At 69.2% G+C, this 4,152-nt stretch carries 4 protein-coding genes and 1 pseudogene; all 5 read right to left on the reverse strand.

The features are described 5' to 3' along the window. A partial coding sequence (argS, locus tag VFM98_RS17645) for an arginine--tRNA ligase (RefSeq protein WP_325111211.1) occupies positions 1-919 on the reverse strand: 919 nt, incomplete at its 3' end. A 235-nt stretch (positions 920-1,154) separates the two neighbouring features. After that, a complete protein-coding gene (locus tag VFM98_RS17650; protein ID WP_325111212.1) occupies positions 1,155-1,610 on the reverse strand; it encodes a DUF2214 family protein in 456 nt (151 codons plus the stop codon). After that, a complete protein-coding gene (locus VFM98_RS17655) occupies positions 1,607-2,539 on the reverse strand; it encodes a LysR family transcriptional regulator (RefSeq protein ID WP_325111213.1) in 933 nt (310 codons plus the stop codon). The genes VFM98_RS17650 and VFM98_RS17655 overlap by 4 nt, the downstream gene beginning before the upstream one ends. 45 nt (positions 2,540-2,584) lie before the next feature. Beyond that, positions 2,585-3,769, reverse strand: coding sequence for a CaiB/BaiF CoA-transferase family protein (locus VFM98_RS17660; RefSeq protein WP_325111214.1), 1,185 nt, complete (start codon positions 3,767-3,769; stop codon positions 2,585-2,587). Then, a pseudogene (locus VFM98_RS17665) lies at positions 3,762-4,152 on the reverse strand (hydroxymethylglutaryl-CoA lyase); the annotation flags it as partial. The gene VFM98_RS17660 and the pseudogene VFM98_RS17665, both read right to left, overlap by 8 nt.

The following is a 4,152-nucleotide window of genomic DNA, read 5'->3' on the forward strand; positions in this document are numbered from 1 at the left end:
CGCGGTCCTTGTCGTCGCCGTACTCGGTCGACTTGAGCCACAGCGCGCCTTCGTGCTCGTAGGTCTTGCCGTTGTCGCGCAGGCGCTGCACCACGGTGTCGACCTTGCCGCTGGTGTAGAGGCTGGACTCGAGGTAGTACTGGTCGAAGCGCACCGCGAAGGCCTGCAGGTCCAGGTCCTGCTCGTGGCGCAGGTAGGCCACGGCGAACTGGCGGATGCCGTCCAGGTCCTCCACGTCACCGCTGGCGGTGTATTCACGGTCGTCGGACTTCACGGTCTTCTTCGCCAGGAAGTCGTCGGCGATGTCCTGGATGTAGTCGCCGTTGTAGGCGCTCTCGGGCCAGCCGGCGTCGCCCGGCTTCAGCCCGCGGGCGCGCAACTGCACGCTGGTGGCGAGCGTCTGGATCTGCACGCCGGCGTCGTTGTAATAGAACTCGCGGTGGACGTTCCAGCCCTGGGTGGCGTAGAGGTTGCAGATCGCGTCGCCCAGCGCCGCCTGGCGGCCGTGGCCCACGTGCAGCGGGCCGGTGGGGTTGGCCGAGACGAATTCGACCAGGATGCGGCGCCCGTGCAGAGGCTGCTGGCCGAACCCGCCGGCGGCGGCCAGCACCTCGCGCACCACCTGCTGCTTGGCGGCGGGCTTGAGGCGGATGTTGAGGAAGCCGGGGCCGGCGATCTCGACGGCGTCGACCCATTGCTGGAAGGCGGAGGTGGCGAGGAGCGCCTCGCGCAGGCTTTCGGCCAGCTGGCGCGGGTTGCGCTTGAGCGGCTTGGCGAGCTGCATCGCGGCCGTGCAGGCGAGGTCGCCGTGGGCGGCGACCTTGGGGCTCTCGAACGCCGCCTTCTCGCCCGCACCCGGCGACAGCTGTTCGAGCCCGGCCGCCAGCGCGGCGAGCAGATCTTGTTTCGCTTGGAGCATCGAGGGATTTTACGAGGGGGGTGTAACCGCCTCGCCTCACATCTTGGGCATCCCGCGGGGCGGTGCGGGATCAAGCAGGTTTAACGCAAAAGCCGCGAAAGTACGCAAAAGCCGCAAAAACATCTTGGAAGCACTTCCTCCGGAAGGATTTCTTCTGCGGCTTTGGTCTTCCTTTTGCGGCTTTTGCGTTAAACCTGCCCGCTCCCGCACTGCGCCCATTGCGAGCCCCTGAAAGTCACGTGCCGCCGAACCCCCGCGCCAGGAACACCGCCGCCAGCGGGATCAGCGGCACGATGTGGGTGTTGACCATCACCATGCGCCGCACCTGCGTGATCTCGGCCTCGGCGGGCAGCGCGCCGCCGGCGCGGTGGTCGGCCAGCCAGCGCCGGAAGCGCAGCGTCGGCCGCAGGGACAGCGCGATCACGACCACCGTCGCCGTGATCTTCAGGTGCAGCAGCCAGTTGGTCCAGTACCAGCCGGAGCCCTTGATGCCCCAGATCACGCGCGCCAGCCCCGTGAGCACGATCGCGATCAGGGCGATCCAGTAGATGCGGTCCACCCGCACCAGGCGCTGGACGATCTGCTCATTCATCCATTCGGCGCGGCACAGCGCGGCCTCGCTGGTGGAGAACACGATCAGCGCGAAGATCGCGGACAGGTGAAGGAAGGCGAGGATGGATTCGAGGATCATGGCTGCGGGCCCGCCATCCAGAACCGGGGCTGGGCGTAGTGGTGCTTGAGGAAGTCGATCCACAGCCGCACCCGCAGGGGCAGGTGCTTGCGCTGCGGGAAGACCGCGTAGATGCCGTTGGGCGGGGCCGCGAAGGGCGCCAGCACTTCGGCCAGCCGCCCTTGCGCGATCTCCTGCTCCACCTCCCAGGTGCTGCGCCAGGCGATGCCGTAGCCCTGCGCGCACCAGTCGTGCAGCACCTGGCCGTCGGAGCAGTCGAGCGGCCCCTGTGGCTTGATGTGCAGCAGCTCGCCCTCGCCGTTGCGCCCCGGCACCACGAAGGCCCAGCCGCGCGTCTGCGAGGCGTCGCTGGAGAGCGTGAGGCAGTCGAAGCGCATCAGGTCGCTCGGATGCTCGGGCGTGCCGTGGCGGCGCAGGTACTCGGGCGTCGCCACGCACAGCCGCCGGTTGTCCGCCAGCCGCACGCTCACCAGCGAGGAATCGGGGAAGTCGCCCACGCGCACCGCGCAGTCGAAGCCCTCGCCGGCCACGTCGACCACCCGGTCGCTCAGGTTCAGCGAGATCGTCACGTCGTTGTGCAGCTCGCGAAAGCGCGGCACCAGCGGCGCCACGTGGCGGCGGCCGAAACCGGCCGGCGCCGTGATGCGCAGGTGGCCGCTGGCCTTCACGCCGCCGGCGCTGACGCTCGCTTCGGCGTTGGCCAGGTCGGCCAGCAGGCGCTGGCAGTCCTCGAGGAAGGCGCTGCCTTCGTGGGTGAGAGTGATGCGGCGCGTGGTGCGCACCAGCAGCTTCACGCCCAGGCGCTCCTCCAGCGCGTCGAGGCGGCGGCCCATGATGGCCGGCGCCACGCCTTCGGCCCGCGCGGCCGCCGTGAGGCTGCCGCGGGTGGCGACGGAAACAAAGGATTCGAGCTGCTTGAGCTTGTCCATGCAACGCGGATTATCGCGTTGCAAGTCACGAATTCCGCCATCGACCTAGCCGATTGCGTCATTCGCGCGACTGAGCCGGGCGATCTGCTCCTCGCTGTAACCCAGTTCGCGCAGCAGATCCGGGCCATGCTCGTTGAATTTCGGCGGCTGCAGCCGCACGCCGGGGCGGTGGCCGTCCACGGTGAAGGGCAGCAGAGGCACCCTGGTCGCGCGGCCGTCCGGCAGCTCCAGCGGCGCCAGCCCCCCGGTGGCATTGAGGTGCGGATCGTCGAACAGGTCCTGCGGCTTGGTGATCGGCGCGAAGGGCAGGCCGTTGCGCTCGAAGACTTCGCTCAGTTCCGCCGCGCCGTGCGAGGCCAGGCGCTCGCGCAGCACCGGGATCAGCCACTCGCGGGCGCGGACGCGGTCGTTGTTGGTCTTCAGGCGCTCGTCGGCAAACAGGTCGGCGTAGCCGAAGGCTTCGCAGAAGACCTTCCACTGGCTGTCGCTGACCGCGGCGAGGAAGATCTGCTCGCCGTCCTTCACCGTGAACACGTCGTAGACGGCCCAGGCCGAGATGCGCCCCGGCATCGGCGCGGCGGGCTTGCCCGTGACGGCGAACTGCATCATGTGCTGGGCGACCAGGAAGACGTTGTTCTCGAACAGGGCGCTCTGCACCTCCTGGCCGCGGCCGGTCTTCTCGCGCTGCGCCAGCGCCGCCATCGCGCCGATGGCACCGAACATGCCGCCCATGATGTCGTTGACGCTGGTGCCGGCGCGCAGCGGATCGCCCGGCCGCCCCGTCATGTAGGCCAGCCCGCCCATCATCTGCACCACTTCGTCGAGCGCCGTGCGGTGGTCGTAGGGACCGGGCAGGAAGCCCTTGTGGCTGACGAAGATGATGCGCGGATCGAGCTTCGAGAGCGTTTCGTAGTCGAGGCCCAGCTTCTTCATGGTGCCGGGCTTGAAGTTCTCGCTCACGATGTCGGCGGTGGCGATCAGCTTCAGCGCCGCTTCGCGGCCTTCCACGCTCTGCAGGTCCAGCGCGATGCTCTTCTTGTTGCGGTTGAAGAGCGGGAAGAAGCCGGCGCCGGAGCCGAGCAGGCGACGCGTGTTGTCGCCCTGTGGCGGCTCCACCTTGATCACTTCGGCGCCGAGGTCCGCCAGCACCATGCCGCAGGTCGGGCCCATCACCATGTGGGTGAACTCGACGACGCGAATGCCTTCGTAGGGCAGCGGGGTGTCAGCCATGCGCGGCCTCCTGCACGAAGCCCCGGGGCAGGCCCGCTTCGGGCGTCATGCCGTAGAGCGGTTCGCCGGGCAGGCCCTCGGCCAGCGGCGCACGAGCCGCCAACAGCCTGGCCAGATCGACGCCGGTGCGCACGCCCATGGCCTCGAACATGAACACCAGGTCCTCGGTGACGACGTTGCCCGATGCGCCGGGCGCGTAGGGGCAGCCGCCCAGGCCGCCGAGCGAGCTGTCGAAGGTGCGCACGCCGACGTCCCAGGCCGCCAGGCAGTTCGCGAGCCCGAGGCCGCGCGTGTTGTGCATGTGGGCCGCGCCGGCCCTGGCGCCGATCTCCGCGAAGAGGCGCTTGAACAGCCGCCGCACCTGGGCCGGATTGGCCATGCCG

This window comes from Ramlibacter sp., from assembly GCF_035706265.1.
In the GTDB taxonomy this organism is placed as follows: domain Bacteria; phylum Pseudomonadota; class Gammaproteobacteria; order Burkholderiales; family Burkholderiaceae_C; genus Ramlibacter.

Excerpts from the sequence above, each read along its gene's own strand:
- VFM98_RS17650 (WP_325111212.1), bottom strand. The coding sequence starts at position 1,610 with ATGATCCTCGAATCCATCCTCGCCTTCCTTCACCTGTCCGCGATCTTC.
- VFM98_RS17660 (WP_325111214.1), bottom strand. The coding sequence starts at position 3,769 with ATGGCTGACACCCCGCTGCCCTACGAAGGCATTCGCGTCGTCGAGTTC.
- VFM98_RS17655 (WP_325111213.1), bottom strand. The coding sequence starts at position 2,539 with ATGGACAAGCTCAAGCAGCTCGAATCCTTTGTTTCCGTCGCCACCCGC.